The organism is Pseudomonas sp. WS 5027 (assembly GCF_012985695.1).
Classification (GTDB): Bacteria; Pseudomonadota; Gammaproteobacteria; order Pseudomonadales; family Pseudomonadaceae; genus Aquipseudomonas; species Aquipseudomonas hygromyciniae.
Map to the genome: position 1 here is coordinate 513392 of NZ_JAAQWU010000001.1, position 16744 is coordinate 530135.

Consider the following 16744-nt stretch of genomic DNA (forward strand, 5'->3'; position numbering starts at 1 on the left):
CTCCGGAAAAAAGAGCGGGAGTATACCGTGTTGTGTCGTTGTTGGCCGCGCCGCCGGACATGTGGGAGCTGGCTTGCCTGCGATCCAGGCGACTTGGTCTGTCTGTCGCACCGCAGCGATGCCATCGCAGGCAAGCCAGCTCCCACATTTTGCTTCGGTTTCCAATCCGGCTTTTGAGGTGTCGGTCAGGTTCCCATCGGGGTTAGAATCGCCGCCTAGCCCAGAGTATGTACCTATGTCCCAAGAGCTTTCCGCCGAACAGATCCAACAGGCCCTGCAAGGCATCAGCGTGCCGCCTCAACCGCAAATCATGGTGGATTTGCAGATGGAGCAGTACATGCCCGACCCGGACCTGGAGGTGATTGCGCGGTTGATCTCCCAGGACCCCGGCCTGTCCGGCTCGCTGCTGAAAATCGTCAACTCGCCGTATTACGGCTTGAGCAACAAAATTGCCTCGATCCAGCGCGCGGTCAACCTGCTGGGCAGCCGCTCCATCGTCAACCTGATCAACGCGCAGTCGATTAAGGGTGAGATGAGCGATGACACTATCGTCACCCTCAACCGATTCTGGGACACCGCCCAGGATGTGGCGATGACCTGCCTGACCCTGGCCAAGCGCACCGGCTCCCAGGCGGTGGACGAAGCCTATGCCCTGGGGCTGTTCCACGATTGTGGTGTGCCGCTGATGCTCAAGCGGTTCCCGGACTACATGAGCGTGCTGGAAGATTCCTACGCCAAGGCCGGGCCTGATTGCCGGGTGGTCGACACCGAGAACCGCGCGTTCCACACCAACCATGCGGTGGTGGGTTATTACACCGCCAAGTCCTGGCGCCTGCCTGAGCATGTGACCAACGCCATCGCCAACCACCATAACGCCCTGGCGATTTTCAGCGATGAGTCGGCGCGCAACAGCCCGCTGAAAAACCTGCTGGCGATCCTGAAAATGGCCGAGCATATCTGCGCGTCCTATCGGGTACTGGGCAACCAGACGGTTGACCATGAGTGGGAAAGCATCGGCCATCTGGTCCTGGATTACGTGGGCCTGTCGGACTACGACTTCGAGAGCTTGAAGTTGTCGATCCGCGAATTGGGCGCGCACTAACTTTTTTATCGCGAGACGAATATGCCTGAGCTGCCAGAAGTCGAAACCACCCGGCGCGGGATTGCGCCGCACCTGGAAGGCCAGCGGGTCAGCCGCGTGGTGGTGCGTGAACGGCGCCTGCGCTGGCCGATCCCCGAAGACCTGGATGTGCGCCTGTCCGGGCAGCGCATCGTGCTGGTGGAGCGGCGGGCCAAGTACCTGCTGATCAACGCCGAAGTCGGCACCTTGATCAGCCACTTGGGCATGTCGGGCAATCTGCGCCTGGTGGAAGTCGGTCTGCCGGCAGCCAAGCATGAGCATGTGGATATCGAGCTGGAATCGGGCCTGGCCCTGCGCTACACCGACCCCCGGCGCTTTGGCGCGATGCTCTGGAGCCAGGACCCGCATAACCACGAGTTGCTGCTGCGCCTGGGGCCGGAGCCGTTGACCGACCTGTTTGACGGCGAGCGCCTGTTCCAGCTGTCCCGTGGGCGCTCCATGGCGGTCAAGCCGTTCATCATGGATAACGCGGTGGTGGTGGGCGTGGGCAATATCTACGCGACCGAGGCGCTGTTTGCCGCCGGGATTGATCCGCGCCGGGAAGCCAAGGGCATTTCCCGTGGGCGTTACCTGAAGCTGGCGATCGAGATCAAACGCATCCTCGCGGCCGCTATCGAGCGTGGCGGTACGACCTTGCGTGATTTTATTGGCGGCGACGGGCAGCCGGGGTATTTCCAGCAGGAGCTGTTTGTCTACGGGCGTGGGGGCGAGGCGTGCAAGGTCTGCGGGAGCGAATTGCGCAATGTGATGCTGGGGCAGCGGGCGAGTGTGTTTTGCCCTAAGTGCCAGAGCTGAAGACCGCGGGCGCTGCGGCTGGCCTTATCGCGGGCAAGCCCGCTCCCACATTTTGACTTGTGGACACTTTCAAATGTGGGAGCTGGATTGCCTGCGATGAGGCCCGCCCAGCCACCACAAGGTCTCAGGCCTTGCCGGTAATCAACCGGTACTTCTCCATCAACTGCTCTTCAGTCTCAGGGTGTGCCTCATCCAGCGGAATGCAATCGACCGGGCACACTTGCTGGCACTGGGGTTCGTCGTAGTGGCCGACACACTGGGTGCACAGGTTGGGGTCGATCACGTAGATCTCTTCACCCTGGGAAATGGCAGCGTTCGGGCACTCGGGTTCGCAGACGTCGCAGTTGATGCAATCGTCGGTGATGATCAGGGACATGGAAACTCCTGCCAGGGCACTCTGCCAAGGCATCTGGAAAACTAATGCGCGCAATTGTGCCGCATTGGCGCCCGCAGTGCGAGCGGGCATGACCTGCGGTTGAAGTGGATTGCTTGTGGCGAGGGGGCTTGCACCCCCGCTGGGCTGCGAAGCAGCCCCAACAAGGTCCACCGAGTTACGCCAGGTTGACTGCAGGCGCTGGTTTTGGGGCTGCTTCGCAGCCCAGCGGGGGACAAGCCCCCTCGCCACATTACTTCTTGAAGCGCAGAGTCAGCGCATCGGCGACCGCAGGGTGCACAAACTTGGTGATATCTCCACCCAATGCCGCGATTTCCCGCACCAGGGTCGAAGAAATGAACGAATAACGCTCCGACGGTGTGAGAAACAGGCTCTCTACGTCCGGCGCCAGTTGGCGGTTCATGTTGGCCAGTTGGAATTCGTACTCGAAGTCCGACACCGCACGCAGGCCACGCAGGAACACATTGGCATTCTGTTCCTTGGCAAAGTGCGCCAGCAGCGTCGAAAAGCCCACCACTTCAACGTTGGGCAGGTGCTTGGTGACCTCGCGGGCCAGCTCCACACGTTGCTCTAGAGGAAACAGCGGGTTTTTCTTGGGGCTGGCAGCGACCGCGATGATCACATGGTCGAACAAGCGCGAGGCGCGTTCGACCAGATCGCCATGGCCTTTGGTAATCGGGTCGAAGGTACCTGGGTACAACACTCGGTTCATCGCGTCGTCCTGGCGGAGTCCGTTGGGGAACCGGATGGTATCGCAGCCATCCCGGTCGGCCAAGTCAACTTATTCAGAAGAAAGCACTATAGACACCGCGAATACCCTCATGAACCCCCTGTAGGAGCGAGCTTGCTCGCGAAGAACCCATAGGCATCGCGGGCTATCTGATAGCGCTGCGTTATCGTTGACGTACTTCGCGAGCAAGCTCGCTCCTACACGGGCGCATAATCGGTTTTTCATGCTGTTTTCAGACGCTCGGCCAGTGCTGTCGCCAGTTGTGCGGTCAGGCCATACACCGACAATTGTGGGTTGGCGCCGATGCTGGTGGGGAACAATGAGCCATCGTGGATCGACAGGTTACGCAACTGGTGATGCCGCCCAAGGCTGTCGGTCACGGCATTTTTCGGTTCTTCACCCATGGCGCAACCACCCATCACATGGGCGCTCCCCAGGCAGGTGCGATGCAGTTCCAGGTTCAGGCCATCAATCAGGCTGCGTGCCTCGGCCAATGTGCTGACGTAGCGCGCGTCATGGTGCAGCGGCTTGACCGACTTGGCGCCGGCGGCAAACTGGATCTCGGCCATGCTGTGGAAGGCCCGGCGCAGGCCGTCCCAGGCGTAGGGCGAGACCTCGTAGTCGAGCACCGGCGTGCCATCACCGCGCAGACCGACGCTGCCGCCCTGGCTGTCGGGGTGGAAGCCATCCCGCAGCAACGCCAGCATCGCGTGGGTCTTGGGCAGTTGGCTCATGTCCAGGGCGTTCTGCGTGCCGTAACCGCCGAACAACGTGCTGGCCAGGGCCGGGTGTAAGGGCGGTGCTTCGAGCTTGTACGACATTTTGCCGGTGGTGCCGTCCTGCCACTGGAAGTGATCAGAGTAAATCGACTGCGGCGCGCCATAGAACGGGTTGATCACTTCGTCGAACAACCCCGCAGAAAAATTCACCAGATGCAGGAAGGTGCGCTTGCCCAGGCGCGAGTGTGGGTCGGGTGCATCCGAGCGCATCAGCAGCGCCGGGCTATTGATACCGCCGCCGGCCAGTACGTAATGCTTGGCTTTGACCGTGATCTTGCGGCCTGTAGGTGCTACGCAGCGTGCGTCCATGGCCACGCATTCGAGGCTGGTGATGGTGTCGCCGCTGAACTTCAGGCGTTCGGCGCGGGCCAGGTACAGCAACTCACCGCCTTGCTCCAGGGTCGAGGGAATGGTGGTTACCAGCATCGATTGCTTGGCGTTGACCGGGCAGCCCATGCCGCAATAACCCAGGTTGAAGCAGCCGCGCACGTTGCGCGGGATCACGTGCCAGCTGTAGCCGAGCTTTTCGCAGCCTTTACGGATCACGTCATTGTTGGCGTTGGGCGGCAGGGCCCAGGGGGCGATGCCCAGGCGTTGCTCCATCTTTTCAAACCATGGCGCCATCTCGGCGCTGCTATGGCCTTTGACCGCGTATTCACTGGCCCAGTGGGACAGGGTTGGGTCCGGTGTACGAAAACTCGAAGTCCAGTTGATCAACGTGGTGCCGCCCACGGCGCGGCCCTGCAGGATGGTGATGGCGCCGTCCTTGCTCATGCGGCCGATGCCTTCCTGATACAGGCTGGCGTAGGCCTCGTCTTCCAGCAGCTTGAAATCGCTGCTGGTCTTGAGGGGGCCTTCTTCGATCAGCAGCACCTTGTAGCCAGCGGCGCTGAGAATCTCTGCGGTAGTGCCGCCCCCTGCGCCGCTGCCGATGATCGCGACATCGGCTTCCAGCACCAGGTCCTGGTCGAGGGCGGCGCCGTTATGGGTCTTCCAGCCGCGGGCCATGCCATCGCGGAACACATCAGGTACGGGCATCAGCTTGTTCTCTTATTGTTTTGGCTACGGAGTGGCTATCAACGTGGGTTACCCAGGCTAGATCCTCGGTGGCCCGGGGTACCCGCAATGGGCCCAGGACTCGGGTCGGAAGTACCAGGCCATGATCACCAGCTTGAGCAGCGAGCCCTGGCCCATGCGCAGCAGGTTGAGGAAACTGTTCTCCCAGCGATGCAGGAAGTTGCGGATCTGCTCGCTGCTGGCGTTTTCCCAACTGCCCCAGATGCCAGTCAGTGGACCACGGGTGACGGCCATGCCCAGCACGTCGAACAACTGTTGGGTCAGCTTGAACATCTCTGGCGACAGGTGCTGCAGGCTGTAATCGAGTTTTTTCAGCGTGTCTTCGATACCCGCCGCCACGACCTCGGCGCTTGCCGCGCCCTCCAGCAACACCGGGATCACTGCGCGCAAAAACGGCAGGTCGCTGTTGCGCAGCATGGCAAAGCCGCTGGCGGGGGTGCTGCTGGAGCAGCCGCTGAGGCTGGCGCCAAGGCCTGCGGTCGCCAGGAAGGCGCTGGCGCACAGGCCGATTTTCAAGACGCCGCGCCGCGACAGCGCAGGTGATTCAGTCAGGCTAGGGTTCATTTTTATTGTTGTCCCAGTGATAACGGTTTTAGCGCACGAACAGCTTCTGGATCAGTTTCTGGATGGCCTTGCCATACGGCGGGTAAATCAGCTTGGCCGCATTCAGGCGTTGTTTGATCAGCACGCCCTTGGCCTTGCTGAAGGTGAGGAACCCTTCATGGCCATGGTAGTGGCCCATGCCCGAGGGGCCGATGCCGCCAAAAGGCATATCGTCCTGGGCCACATGCAGCAGGGTGTCGTTCAGGCACACGCCGCCGGAATGGGTTTCGTGGAGTACGCGATTCTGTTCAGCCTTGTTGTAGCCGAAGTAATACAGCGCCAGTGGGCGAGGGCGCTGGTTGATGTAGGCGAAGGCTTGGTCGATCCCGCGATAGGGCACGATGGGCAGCACCGGGCCGAAAATCTCGTCCTGCATCACGGTCATTTCATCGCTGACGTTCAGCAGCAGGCTATGGGCCATGCGCCGGGCCTGGCCCTGGTCGTAGAGCGGCACCAGGGTCGCGCCCTTGTCGGTGGCGTCCTTGACGTAAGCATTGAGCCGGGCGAGTTGTCGCTCGTTGATGATTGCGGTGTAGTCCGGGTTATCGGCCAGGGTCGGATAAAACCCGCGTACCGCCTGGGTGTACGCCGCGACGAAGCCATCTACCCGATCCTCGGGTACCAGCACGTAGTCCGGCGCCACACAGGTTTGCCCGGCATTCAATGCCTTGCCGAAGGCGATCCGTTCGGCGGCGTCCTTGAGCGGTACATCCGCCGAGACAATCGCCGGGGATTTACCGCCCAGCTCCAGGGTGACCGGGGTCAGGTGCTCGGCGGCGGCGCGCATGACGTGCTTGCCGATGCTGGTGGCACCGGTGAACAGCAGGTGATCAAAAGGCAGTTTGGAAAACGCCATGCCCACTTCGGCTTCGCCGAGCACCACGCACACCAGGTCTTCGGGGAAGATTTGCGCCAGCAGGTTCTTGAGCAACTGGCCAGTGGCCGGGGTGGATTCGCTGAGCTTGAGCATCACCCGGTTACCTGCCGCCAACGCACCGACCAGCGGGCCGATAGCCAGGTACAGCGGGTAGTTCCAGGGCACGATCACCCCGATGACCCCCAGGGGTTGATAGATCACTTTGGCAGATGCCGGCTGGAAGGCTATACCTACAGCGCGGCGCGACGGTTTCATCCAGCCCTTGAGGTGTTTGCTGGCGTAGTGGATGCCATGCAGGCTGGGCATCAGCTCGGCGAACAGGGTTTCATCGGCACTGCGATGGCTGAAATCGTTGCTGATGGCCTCGATCAGCGCCTGACGCTCATCGCTGAGCAGGTCGCGCAAGGCTTTGAGCCACTGCAGGCGCTGCGCCGCCGGTGGCATCGGGTTGGCTGCATAGGCGCGGCGCTGGGCAGCGAACAGGTCCTGGAGTTGGTCCAGCGCCTGGGAATCTTGCAAGTAAGCAACGTTGGCAGACATGACGCAGTTCCCGATTATTATTGGAATACCTGCGTTTTTAGAGTCATTACTCTATTTTGTCAAATGCCTTCGCTGCAACATGCAGTTTTATCCTGGCAAGGATAGACCGTAAGATGTTTGTATCAGGATTCAAGAAGCCGATCCCCCATGGCACCACGAGTAAAGACCAGCGAACGCATTGTGCAAACCAGCCTGGAGCTATTCAACCAGCAGGGCGAGCGCAGCATCAGCACCAACCATATTGCCGCCCATATGGAAATATCCCCGGGCAACCTGTACTACCACTTCCCGAACAAGCAGGCGATTATCGCGGTGCTGTTTCGCGAGTACGAAGCGTTGGTGGACAGCTTCCTGCGCCCGCCCCAGGGGCGCGCCATGGTGGTCGAGGACAAGCGTTTCTACCTGCAGGCGGTGCTGGCGGGCATGTGGCGCTATCGTTTTCTGCACCGCGATCTGGAGCATCTGCTGGAAAGCGACCCGGAACTGGCCACCGGTTACCGGCGCTTCTCCCAGCGCTGCCTGATCCAGGGTGGCGCGATTTACAGGGGATTTGTCGAGGCAGGGATCCTGAACATGGACCCGGTGCAGACCGAAGCCTTGACCCTCAACGCCTGGATTATCCTTACCTCCTGGGTGCGTTTTTTGTGCACCACCAACGAGAACTCCGCACACCTGAGTGCCGAGGCAATCAAGCGCGGGGTGTACCAGGTGCTGGTGCTGGAGGCAGGGTTTATCACGCCCCAGGCCAAAGAGGCCGTGGACGCGTTGTTCAAGGAGTTTTACGTGCCGTTGAGTCAGGCACTGGAAGAAGTGAAGTAGGCCCTTTCCCGAACGTATTTCCAGGAGTCCGTTATGTCGCTTGCGCAACTGATCAGCCCGCAACAACTGGCCGAACGCCAGAAGCACGCAGGCCTCGTCATCCTCGATTGCCGCTTTGCCCTGGAAGACCCGGATTACGGGCGTTGCAGCTACGCCGAGGGGCATATCGAGGGCGCGCAGTATGCGGACCTGGAGCGCCACCTCAGCGGGCCGGTGACCAAGGGCGTGACCGGTCGCCATCCGCTACCGGCGCCTCAGGCGCTGGTCCAGCAGTTGCAGGCCTGGGGCATCAACGCCGACAGCGAGATCGTGCTGTATGACGACGGCCCAGGCGCGTATGCCGCCCGTGCCTGGTGGCTGCTGGCCTGGCTGGGCAAGCGCGACGGCGTGTCGATCCTCGACGGTGGGCTGAAGGCCTGGCATAGCGCCGGCTTCCCCTTGAGCCTGGATGCGCCGAGCGCCGAGTCCGGCACCTTTACCGGCAGCCCGGACAACCATCTGCTGCTGGATGCCGAACACCTGCAACAACGCCTGGGCCAGCCGGGCCTGACGCTGATCGACGCCCGTGCCTTGCCGCGCTTTCGCGGCGAAATGGAACCGATCGACCCGATTGCCGGGCATATTCCCGGGGCGCAGTGTGCGGCGTTCAGCGAGAACCTGGGCAGTGATGGGCGCTTTTTGCCGGTGGAGCAGCTCCGGCAGCGGTTTGCCGACAAATTGCAAGGTCGTTCGCCGGATGAGTTGGTGGCGTATTGCGGCTCGGGCGTGACAGCGTGTCACAACCTGTTTGCCCTGAGCCTGGCGGGGTATCCGTTGGGCAAGTTGTATGCGGGATCGTGGAGTGAGTGGATCACTGATCCGCAGCGCGAAATTGCTACCGGCGATTGAGCGGGTAATCCCCGATCAAATGTAGGAGCGGGCTTGCCCGCTCCTACATGATTAACCGTGTTTTACCCGTAACCATTGCGGTATCCGCCGCTCCAGGTAGTAGCCAGGCGCCTTCAGCGAACCATCGACAAACCCCACATGCCCGCCCTTGGCCTGTAGTTCAAACTCGATGCAGTCCGACAGTTCGCTGGCCAGGGGCAAGCTGTGGGCAAACACAAAAGGATCATCCGCCGCCTGGATGATCAGCGTCGGCGTGCGAATCGCCCCTAGAAAGTAACGGCTCGACGCCCGTCGGTAATAGTCCTCGGCACTCAGGTAGCCATGCAGCGGTGCGGTGACGCGGCCGTCAAAATCCCAGAAGGTGCGCATTTTATCCAGCGAGCCCAGTTCGGCCAGGGTCTTCAGCGCTTCTTCGCGTCCGTCCGCCAGGAACTGGCGCTGCTTGACCCGGATGTAGTCGAGCATCTCGCGCATGAAATGCTTTTGATAGACCCGTGAAAACCCCAGGCCGATGCGGTCGGCGCACTGGTCCAGGCGAAACGGCACCGACACCGCTGCCGCTCCTTGCAGGCCGGAGTTTTCACCGGTTTCGCCCAGGTGCTTGAGCAGCACATTGCCACCCAGGGAGTAACCCACGGCATACAGAGGCGCCAGCGGGCGCTTGGCCCGCAGGTGCGCGATGGCGGCCGCCAGGTCTTCACTGGCGCCCGAGTGGTAACTGCGGGCGAGCAGGTTGGGTTCGCCGGAACAACCGCGCCAATTCAGCGCGACGCTGGCCCAGCCTTGGCTGGCCAGGGCTTTTTGCAGGCCGGCGACGTAGGGCGAGTTGGATGAGCCTGTCAGGCCATGCAGCACCAGCACCAGTGGCGTGTGCGGGTCATGGGGGCCATGCCAGTCGAGGTCGAGAAAGTCACCATCCTCCAGCCACAGACGCTCGCGCTGGCGATCGAGGTGGGTGGTGGGGCGCCAGAGTGGGCCCCACAACGTTTGCAGGTGGGGGTTACCGAGGCCGAAGGCTGGGGTGAAACGGTCTGAGGGTTTCGGCACGATGAAGGGTCTCGACACAACTCTTAAGGGCGATACGGCGTCCCGGCAAGCCTCCTCGCCACGATTTAAGCGGTCGGCAGCGTTCTTTGCCACAGCGCGTAATACACCCGCCCGGATTTTTGCTCGCGGTGCAGGCGCCAGTTGCCCGGCAAGCCCAGGGTCGACGGCGCGGTTTCGCTTTCGGTGTAGACCCAGGCGTCATCGGCCAGCCATTGGCGCTCTTCCAGCAGCGCGCAGACGGTTGGCAACAGGTTCTGGTTGAACGGCGGGTCGAGGAAGACCACGTCGAATGCACTGGCCGCCTGGGTTTCCAGGTAGCGCAGGGCATCGGCGGTCTGTACATGGCCGGTGGTGCAACGCAGGGTGCCCAAGTGTTCACGCAGGCTGGAAACCGCCACGTTGCTCGCGTCCAGGGCTTGGCCCAGGGCGGCGCCACGGGACAGGGATTCCAGGAACAGCGCGCCACTGCCGGCGAACGGGTCAAGTACCTTGGCCCCTTCGATGTACGGTGCGAGCCAGTTGAACAGGGTCTCGCGGACTCGATCCGGGGTGGGGCGCAGGCCCACCACATCGGGGAAACTCAGCTTGCGGCTGCGCCATTGGCCGCCAATGATGCGCAGTTGGCCCACACCGTTATGAACGTTATGGACAGGTTTTTTAGGGCGCGATGGACTGGCCATTAATGCTCCGGAACCCCGAGCGGCTGCTCGGCAGGTTTATCAGTGGGGGGCGGTAGTGGCTTTTGCGCGGTGGTGGGACCAGCGGTCACGATCACCATTTTATCGCTGCTCAAGTGTTTGTTCATGGCGGCCTTGACCTGCTCTACGGTCAGGGCCTGGGATTGCTTCATGAAATCTTCCAGGTAGTTGAGCGGCAGGTTGTAGAAACCCATGGCGCCCAGTTGCCCGACGATATCGGCGTTGCTCGCGGTGGACAGCGGGAAGCTGCCGGCCAGTTCGCGCTTGGCGTCATCCAGTTCTTTTTGCGTTGGCCCGGTCTTGAGGTAGTCGGCCAGCACTTGCTCCACCAGGCGCAAGGTGCCACCGCTCATTTCGGCGCGGGTCTGCAGGTTGATCATGAATGGGCCACGCACCTGCATCGGCGAGAAGCCCGAATAGACGCCATAGGTCAGGCCACGCTTCTCACGTACTTCGCTCATCAGGCGGGTGCCAAAACCACCACCACCCAGGATCTGGTTGCCCAGGGACAGGGCGGCGTAGTCCGGGTCGGCGCGGTTGATGCCCAGTTGTGCGAACAGCAGGTGCGTCTGCTTGGATGGAAACTCGATATGCCCCAGGCCAGCCTTGGGCTCGGTCGGTTCGGCGATCTTCGCCAGTGCCGGGCCCTTGGGCAGCGATGCGGACACCTTGGCCGCCATGGCCTCGGCGTCGGCCCGGGACAGGTCGCCGACCATCGCGATCACCGCGTTGCCAGCGGCATAGGCCTTGGCATGGAATGCCTTCAACTGAGCCTGGGTAATAGCCGGAACGCTCTCAGGCGTGCCTTCGCTCGGGTGCGCATAGGGATGGTCGCCGTACAGGCGCTTGAACAACTCGATACTCGCCAGCTTGCCCGGGTTCTGCTTCTGGTACTCGAAGCCGGCCAGCAGTTGGTTCTTGATCCGCGCCAGGGAATCGGCGGGGAAGGTCGGCTGGCCGATCACCTGGTCAAACAGCGTGAGGGCGGCGTCGCGCTTGTCGGCGGCACTGAGGCTGCGCAGCGAGACCAGCGCCATATCGCGGTAGGCGCCGTTGCTGAAATCGGCACCCAGGCCTTCAAAACCGGCGGCAATCTGCCCCACGTCCTTGCCCGGCACGCCTTCGTTGAGCATGGCGTTGGTCAGCAGGGCCAGGCCTGGCGTGTTGCCGTCCTGGCTGCTGCCAGCGGCGAACAGGATGCGCATGTCGAACATCGGCAGTTCGTGGGCCTCGACGAACAGCACCTTGGCGCCTTCGGCGGTATTCCAGGTCTGCACGTTGAGCTGGCGGTTGGTCGGGTTCTTGCCGTCCAGTTCTGCCAGGGATTGCAGGGTCTTGCTGGACTTGGCCTGCTCCAGTGCCGGGCTCGCAACGGAGTCGTCCGGGCGACCGATATACAACGCGACCGCCGCCACCAGGGTCACGACGATCAGGCCGGGCAGTACCAGGCGGTTGTTTTTGCGATCACTCATGAGTGGTCTCCTCGGGCAGGACATGGGCGATACTCAGACGTTCGCGGGTGAAATACGTGCGAGCGGCCTTCTGGATGTCCTCGGGCGTCACGCTTTGCAGCTCGGCAAGTTCGGTGTCCATGAGTTTCCACGACAGGCCGACCGTTTCCAGGGAGCCAATGGCCGTGGCCTGGCTGGTGATGGAGTCGCGCTCGTAGACCACGCCGGCAATGACCTGGGCGCGGATGCGTTCCAGCTCCTCGGCGGTCGGTGGCTTGGCCTTGAGTTCATCCAGCAGGCGCCAGAGCCCGGCTTCGGCCTGGGCCACGGTTTTCTTCTTCTGCTGGTTGGGCGTGGCGCTCAAGGTGAACAGGCTGTCGCCACGGGTGTAGGCGTCGTAGTTGGTCGAGGCAGCGGACACCAGTTCTTCACCGCGTTCCAGCTGGCTCGGGATGCGCGCGCTGTAGCCGCCATCGAGCAGTGCCGAGATCAGGCGCAGGGCGTTGACCGAGCGTTTGTCTTCGGCGGTGGCCAGGCCCGGGACGTTAAAGCCCAGGATGACGCTCGGCAATTGAGTCTGCACATGCATGGTCAGCAGGCGCTCGCCCGGCTCGGCCAGCTCCAGGGGCTTTTTCGCCGGTGGCACGTCACGCTTGGGGATCGGGCCGAAGTAACGCTGGGCCAGGGTTTTCACCTCATCCGGGGTCACGTCGCCGACCACTACCAGCGTGGCGTTGTTTGGCACGTACCAGGATTGGTACCAGTGGCGCAGTTCCTCGACCTTCATGCGGTCCAGGTCGGCCATCCAGCCGATGGTCGGCGTGTGATAGCCGCTGGCCGGGTAGGCCATGGCCTTGAAGCGTTCGAAGGCCTTGGACATCGGGTTGTCATCGGTGCGCAGGCGGCGCTCCTCCTTGATGACTTCTATCTCGCGGCTGAATTCGTCGGCCGGCAGGCGCAGGGTGGCCATGCGGTCGGCTTCCAGCTCCAGGGCAACGCCCAGGCGGTCGCGGGCCAGTACTTGGTAGTAGGCGGTGTAGTCGTCGCTGGTGAAGGCGTTTTCTTCGGCGCCCAGGTCGCGCAGGATCAGCGAGGCTTCACCGGGGCCGGTCTTGGAGCTGCCCTTGAACATCATATGTTCCAGGGCGTGGGACAAACCGGTCTGGCCAGGGGTTTCATAGCTGGAGCCGACCTTGTACCAGACCTGCGAGACCACTACCGGGGCGCGATGGTCTTCGCGCACGACGACCTTGAGGCCGTTGTCCAGGGTGAATTCATGGGTGGGTTGTGGGTCGGCAGCCAAGGCTGAAAGGGGCAGACAAACTGTGCTGAGCAGCAGGCCTGCGGCGCGGCGGGCTAGAGCATTCATTCGTTTTTAAACCTGTTGGGCTGCCCGCTTGGTCTTAGCGTCGGCGGGCGAGGAGGTGCTAGGATACTGATCCGTATTAGCGGCGGCCACTGCGGCTGTCATATCGTTTCGGATCCAGTCGTCGTAAAGATGGAGTTATCGGTGGGTTTCCCCGGTTTTAATCCGCTTTTCGCCGATTTTATCGCTTCAGTCCTATATTGAATCGATTTGTTGAGGCTGTATTCACGCCTCACAAAATGCTGCGCATGAACAAGCTGGCTAAAAAACAGTCTGTTGCGCATCGAATATTATTTACCGAGGCGCCACCTAGGCGCGTCGCTACCGTGAGATAGCCGTCCTCCATGTTTGGTTCCAACGACGACAAGAAGAGCCCAGCTGCGGCTGGCGAGAAAAAAGGCCTGTTCGGATGGCTGCGCAAAAAGCCGCAGGAAACCGTCGTCGAACAGCCGCAAGTCCAACCTGAGCCTGTGCCCGAGCCTGTTCTGCAGGCGGAACCTGCGATTGAGCCGGTGGCCGAGGCTGTCGCCGAGGCGCCGGTGGTGTTGCCTATGGCCGAGCCGGTCTTGCAGCCTGTGGTGGAAGCTGCGCCAGAGCCAGAGCAAAAACCATGGCCGTCATTGCCGGTGGCTGAAGAGCCTGTGGCGCTGGTCGAGGATGTGCAGGCCGAGCACGTGACGCCGCCGATCCCTGCTCCTGCTATTGCCGAGCCTGTCGAGCCGCTGCCCGTCGTCGCTGAGCCGGCCCCGCTGATAGTCGAGCCCGCTGCAGTGGTGGTCGCTGCTGCTCCCGCAGTCATCGAGCCTGTCGCAGTACCTGAGCCTGTCCAAGCGCCTGCCGAAGTCAGCAAGACCGGCTTCTTTGCCCGCCTCAAGCAAGGCCTGAGCAAGACCAGCGCCAGTATCGGCGAAGGCATGGCGAGCCTGTTCCTCGGCAAGAAAATCATTGATGACGAGTTGCTCGAAGACATCGAGACCCGCCTGCTGACTGCTGACGTGGGCGTCGAAGCCACCGCCGTGATCATCCAGAGCCTGACCCAGAAGGTGGCGCGCAAGCAGCTCACTGACGCCGATGCGCTTTACAAGTCATTGCAGGCTGAACTGGCCGCCATGCTCAAGCCGGTGGAAGCGCCGCTGGTGATTACCGAGAAAAAGCCTTTCGTGATCCTGGTGGTAGGCGTCAACGGCGCCGGCAAGACCACCACCATCGGCAAGCTGGCGAAGAAGCTGCAACTGGAAGGCAAGAAAGTCATGCTCGCCGCCGGTGACACCTTCCGCGCCGCTGCGGTGGAGCAATTGCAGGTGTGGGGCGAGCGCAACAAGATCCCGGTCATCGCCCAGCACACCGGCGCCGACTCCGCCTCGGTGATCTTCGACGCCGTGCAGGCCGCCAAGGCCCGTAACATCGATGTGCTGATCGCCGATACCGCCGGTCGCCTGCATACCAAAGACAACCTGATGGAAGAGTTGAAGAAAGTCCGCCGGGTGATGGGCAAGCTCGACGCCGATGCGCCGCACGAGGTGCTGTTGGTGCTGGACGCCGGTACCGGGCAGAACGCGATCAGCCAGGCCAAGCAATTCAACCAGACGGTACAACTGACTGGCCTGGCATTGACTAAGCTCGATGGCACGGCCAAGGGCGGGGTTATTTTCGCCCTGGCTAAACAATTCGGGCTGCCGATTCGTTATATCGGTGTCGGCGAAGGTATTGATGACCTGCGCACGTTCGAGGCCGAACCCTTTGTCCAGGCACTGTTTGCCGAGCGGGAGCGTTCATGATTCGTTTTGAACAGGTGGGCAAGCGGTACGCCAACGGGCATGTCGGCTTGCATGAGCTGAGTTTTCGGGTGCGCCGTGGCGAGTTCTTGTTTGTTACCGGGCACTCCGGTGCGGGCAAAAGTACCTTGCTGCGCCTGTTGCTGGCCATGGAGCGCCCGACCACCGGCAAACTGCTGCTGGCCGGCCAGGACCTGGCCACCATCAGCAATGCGCAAATCCCGTTCCTGCGCCGGCAGATCGGTGTGGTGTTCCAGAACCACCAGTTGCTGTTCGATCGCACGGTGTTCAACAACATCGCCCTGCCATTGCAGATTCTCGGCCTGTCCAAGGCCGAAATCGTCAAGCGTGTGGATTCGGCCCTTGAGCGCGTGGCGTTGTCGGACAAGACCGATCTGTATCCCGGCGACCTGTCCACCGGCCAGCAACAGCGCGTCGGCATTGCCCGCGCCATCGTCCATCGCCCGGCCCTGCTGCTGGCGGACGAACCCACCGGTAACCTCGACCCGCGCCTGGCCGCAGAAATCATGGGTGTTTTTGAAGACATCAACCGCCTGGGCACCAGCGTGCTGATTGCCAGTCACGACCTGGCATTGATCGCGCGCATGCGCCATCGCATGCTGACCCTGCAGCGCGGCCGCCTGATTGGTGATGGGGAGGCCGGCGTATGAGTGCCACACGCAGCCCTAAAGTTTCCGAGCGCGTAGCGCCGAAAGCAGCCGATCCGCAACCGCAGAAAAAGAAACGCGACGAAGACGATGGTCCCGATTTCAGCACCTTGCTGCACGCCTGGATCGAAAGCCATCGCGCCAGCCTGGTGGATAGCCTGCGCCGCTTGGGCAAACAGCCGATTGGCAGCTTCTTTACCTGCCTGGTAATGGCTGTGGCGTTGAGCCTGCCGATGGGGTTGTCGTTGCTGCTTAATAATGTCGAGCGTCTGGGCGGCTCCTGGCAGCGCGCGGCGCAGATTTCCCTGTACCTGCAACTGGATGCCAGCGCCACAGAAGGCGAGGCCTTGCGCGAGCAGATCAAGAACCTGCCGGGCGTGGCGGATGCCGAGTACATCAGCCGCGACCAGGCCCTGGAAGAATTCCAGCAGCAATCCGGCCTGGGCGAGGCGCTCAAGGAGCTGCCGCAGAACCCGCTGCCGGGCGTGGTGTTGGTGACGCCAAATGAAATCGACAAGACGGCCCTTGAAGCATTAAGACAAAAATTGGCTGAACTGCCCAAGGTACAACAGGCGCAGCTTGATTTAGTCTGGGTCGAGCGTCTGGCGGCGATTCTCAAGCTGGGCGACCGGTTTGTCTTCGGCCTGACGGTGTTGCTGGTTTCTGCATTACTTTTGGTGATAGGCAATACCATTCGTCTTCATATTGAAAACCGTCGCACCGAGATAGAAGTGATTAAACTGGTGGGCGGCACAGACAGCTATGTGCGTCGTCCTTTTCTGTACATGGGCGCGCTTTATGGCTTCGGTGCCGGGATTCTGTCCTGGGGCGTATTGGCGTTTGGCCTGGATTGGCTGAACGACGCGGTAGTCGGCCTGGCCGGTTTGTATGGCAGTGACTTTGCCCTGGCTGGCGTACCCGCTGCCGATGGTCTATCACTCTTGCTTGGCGCGGTGTTGTTGGGTTATATCGGTGCATGGATCGCAGTCGCACGCCATCTCAGGGAGCTGGCGCCGAAATAGTGTCTTTTTGCTTGTATTGACCTTTCAGCGTTTATAGGGAACTTGTCCTACGGTTCCCGGTCAATTTTCGCAGT

16 protein-coding genes are annotated in these 16744 nt (G+C 61.7%); 7 read left to right on the forward strand and 9 right to left on the reverse strand.

Annotated elements, in window-relative coordinates:
• Window positions 1–289: 289 nt before the first annotated feature.
• Window positions 290–1102 carry an HDOD domain-containing protein gene (locus HBO09_RS02360; RefSeq protein WP_169991609.1) on the forward strand — a complete coding sequence of 271 codons (813 nt, stop codon included), beginning with the start codon at window positions 290–292 and terminating at the stop codon, window positions 1100–1102.
• Window positions 1103–1123: 21 nt separating this feature from the next.
• Window positions 1124–1936, forward strand: coding sequence for a bifunctional DNA-formamidopyrimidine glycosylase/DNA-(apurinic or apyrimidinic site) lyase (gene mutM / locus HBO09_RS02365; protein WP_057440389.1), 813 nt, complete (start codon window positions 1124–1126; stop codon window positions 1934–1936).
• A 124-nt stretch (window positions 1937–2060) separates the two neighbouring features.
• Here the strand turns inward: mutM and HBO09_RS02370 are convergent, their stop codons facing one another.
• The 5 genes from HBO09_RS02370 to HBO09_RS02390 all read right to left on the reverse strand — a co-directional run bounded on the left by HBO09_RS02370 (window position 2061) and on the right by HBO09_RS02390 (window position 6936).
• Complete coding sequence (locus HBO09_RS02370) at window positions 2061–2312, reverse strand: YfhL family 4Fe-4S dicluster ferredoxin (RefSeq protein WP_003213796.1); 252 nt, start codon at window positions 2310–2312, stop codon at window positions 2061–2063.
• Between the two features lie 250 nt (window positions 2313–2562).
• Window positions 2563–3042: a pantetheine-phosphate adenylyltransferase gene (gene coaD / locus HBO09_RS02375; protein WP_003176711.1), complete on the reverse strand. Its 480-nt coding sequence runs from the start codon at window positions 3040–3042 to the stop codon at window positions 2563–2565.
• A 239-nt stretch (window positions 3043–3281) separates the two neighbouring features.
• On the reverse strand, window positions 3282–4877 hold the full coding sequence (locus HBO09_RS02380) for a GMC family oxidoreductase (protein WP_169991377.1): 1596 nt from the start codon (window positions 4875–4877) through the stop codon (window positions 3282–3284).
• Between the two features lie 57 nt (window positions 4878–4934).
• A complete protein-coding gene (locus HBO09_RS02385) occupies window positions 4935–5480 on the reverse strand; it encodes a hypothetical protein (RefSeq protein WP_057960896.1) in 546 nt (181 codons plus the stop codon).
• Window positions 5481–5508: 28 nt separating this feature from the next.
• Window positions 5509–6936, reverse strand: a complete 1428-nt coding sequence (locus HBO09_RS02390; protein ID WP_169991379.1) for a coniferyl aldehyde dehydrogenase — start codon at window positions 6934–6936, stop codon at window positions 5509–5511.
• A gap of 147 nt (window positions 6937–7083) precedes the next feature.
• Between HBO09_RS02390 and HBO09_RS02395 the strand changes: the two genes are divergently transcribed.
• Window positions 7084–7755: a TetR/AcrR family transcriptional regulator gene (locus HBO09_RS02395; protein ID WP_029300622.1), complete on the forward strand. Its 672-nt coding sequence runs from the start codon at window positions 7084–7086 to the stop codon at window positions 7753–7755.
• Between the two features lie 33 nt (window positions 7756–7788).
• Entirely contained in the window at window positions 7789–8643 is an 855-nt protein-coding gene (locus HBO09_RS02400) for a sulfurtransferase (protein WP_169991381.1), read from the forward strand.
• A 51-nt stretch (window positions 8644–8694) separates the two neighbouring features.
• Here HBO09_RS02400 and HBO09_RS02405 read toward each other — a convergent pair whose 3' ends face one another.
• The 4 genes from HBO09_RS02405 to HBO09_RS02420 all read right to left on the reverse strand — a co-directional run bounded on the left by HBO09_RS02405 (window position 8695) and on the right by HBO09_RS02420 (window position 13208).
• Complete coding sequence (locus HBO09_RS02405) at window positions 8695–9690, reverse strand: hydrolase (RefSeq protein WP_169991384.1); 996 nt, start codon at window positions 9688–9690, stop codon at window positions 8695–8697.
• A gap of 65 nt (window positions 9691–9755) precedes the next feature.
• Window positions 9756–10370, reverse strand: coding sequence for a 16S rRNA (guanine(966)-N(2))-methyltransferase RsmD (rsmD, locus tag HBO09_RS02410; protein WP_169991386.1), 615 nt, complete (start codon window positions 10368–10370; stop codon window positions 9756–9758).
• Window positions 10370–11860, reverse strand: coding sequence for a pitrilysin family protein (locus tag HBO09_RS02415; RefSeq protein ID WP_169991389.1), 1491 nt, complete (start codon window positions 11858–11860; stop codon window positions 10370–10372). The genes rsmD and HBO09_RS02415 overlap by 1 nt, the downstream gene beginning before the upstream one ends.
• Complete coding sequence (locus HBO09_RS02420; protein WP_169991391.1) at window positions 11853–13208, reverse strand: pitrilysin family protein; 1356 nt, start codon at window positions 13206–13208, stop codon at window positions 11853–11855. Before HBO09_RS02420 ends, HBO09_RS02415 begins: the two co-directional genes overlap by 8 nt.
• Before the next feature lie 341 nt (window positions 13209–13549).
• Here HBO09_RS02420 and ftsY point away from each other — a divergent pair, with 341 nt between their 5' ends.
• The 3 genes from ftsY to ftsX are packed head-to-tail and all read left to right on the forward strand — an operon-like array spanning window position 13550 to window position 16670.
• Window positions 13550–14983 (forward strand): signal recognition particle-docking protein FtsY, encoded by a 1434-nt coding sequence (gene ftsY, locus HBO09_RS02425; protein ID WP_169991393.1) that lies wholly within the window; start codon window positions 13550–13552, stop codon window positions 14981–14983.
• Window positions 14980–15651, forward strand: a complete 672-nt coding sequence (gene ftsE, locus HBO09_RS02430; RefSeq protein WP_003213784.1) for a cell division ATP-binding protein FtsE — start codon at window positions 14980–14982, stop codon at window positions 15649–15651. The genes ftsY and ftsE overlap by 4 nt, the downstream gene beginning before the upstream one ends.
• Window positions 15648–16670, forward strand: coding sequence for a permease-like cell division protein FtsX (gene ftsX / locus HBO09_RS02435; protein WP_029300742.1), 1023 nt, complete (start codon window positions 15648–15650; stop codon window positions 16668–16670). The genes ftsE and ftsX overlap by 4 nt, the downstream gene beginning before the upstream one ends.
• The last annotated feature ends 74 nt before the right edge of the window (window positions 16671–16744 follow it).